Annotated in this window: 1 protein-coding gene; it reads left to right on the plus strand. The window is 67.8% G+C overall.

The window, feature by feature from the left end; genetic code table 11:
* Positions 1 to 114: 114 nt before the first annotated feature.
* A complete protein-coding gene (locus FM110_RS02030; RefSeq protein ID WP_087102192.1) occupies positions 115 to 1,401 on the plus strand; it encodes an ISL3 family transposase in 1,287 nt (428 codons plus the stop codon).
* Positions 1,402 to 1,441 lie beyond the last annotated feature (40 nt).

The raw sequence follows: 1,441 nt of genomic DNA on the forward strand, positions 1-1,441 counted from the left end.
GGCTCTTCCCGGTTCGTGGTGATGGGGAGCGTCGCGTCGCTGGCGTAGAACGGCTCGTGGCCCTGCTGTGATGGGTGTTGTCAAGACATCCACATCCCAGAGGACCACGAGCCTGTGCACGAGAATACTGGTTCGCAGCGCGATGCTGCGAGCACGATCTTCAACCTGCCCAACTACCGCGTCATCGACGCCACCGACCTGCCCGACGGGGACCGGCGGGTGGTGATCACCTCGACCGTCACGCCGGGCTGTCCGGTCTGCGGGGTGCTCGCAACGAAGGTTCACTCGCGCCGGTCACAACGGGTCCGGGACGTTCCCGTCGCCGGCGCGACGGTCGTGATGTGGGCCAAGCGGCGCTGGTTCTGCCTCGAGCCGGGCTGTGACAGGGGCACGTTCTGGGAGGCCACCGTGCAGATCCCTCGATACGCCCGCTCGACGACCCGGCTACGGGACCAGGTCGTCTCCGCGGTGATCACCTCCGGCCGGGCAGCCTCGGAAGTCGCCCGGGCCCATGGCGTCTCGTGGTGGCTGGTCCAGGCCGCCCTGGCAGCTGCTGCTGTGGTCCTGACTGATGTCGAGGCGACGCGCGTGAGGCGGCTGGGCATCGATGAGCACCGCTACCGGTCGGTGCGCTGGTTCCGCACCGATCAGGGCTCCTGGAGGCGGTTCGAGCCGTGGATGACGACGCTGGTCGACCTGGACACCGGGCAGGTCCTCGGCATCGTCGACGGCCGCGACAGCGCCGCCGTCGGAGACTGGCTCAGCCAGCGTTCTGAGCGGTGGCGGGAGCGGATCGAGATCGTCGCGATCGACCCCTCGGCCGCGTTCCGCAAGGCACTACGGACCTGGCTGCCGCGGGCTGCGGTCTCGGTCGACAAGTTCCACCTGGTCAAGCTCGGAAACGACATGGTCACCACCGTCCGTCAACGCCTGGCCCGCACCCATCGTGGTCGTCGGGGTCGCAAGGACGATCCGGCCTGGGCGTACCGGATGCTACTGCTGCGCGGCGGCGACACCCTCACCCCGCGAGCCTGGGAGCGACTGGAGACAGTCTTCCGCACCGATGACCCCACCGACGAGCTCTCCGCCGCCTGGGGCATCAAAGAGCAGCTCCGACGCCTCCTGGCCACCGACACCCTCGCTCAGGCCTGGCAGGAGCGAATGCGGATGGGCTACTTCGCCCAGATCGCGAACATGCCCGAGACGACGAAGCTCTACGACACCGTCGTGACCTGGTGGGACGCGATCGAGGTCCTCATCGTCACCGGCGCGACCACCGCGAAGGTCGAGGCCGCGAACACCGGCATCAAGAACATCAAACGCACCGGCCGCGGATTCCGAAACCCGGAGAACTACCGGATGCGTATCCTGCTGACCAGCGCCGCGAGAACCGTAGCGTGAACACCCGCCACAGCAGGGTCATTCACCACGAACCGCGAAG

Source organism: Brachybacterium nesterenkovii, from assembly GCF_900163655.1.
Lineage (GTDB): Bacteria > Actinomycetota > Actinomycetes > Actinomycetales > Dermabacteraceae > Brachybacterium > Brachybacterium nesterenkovii.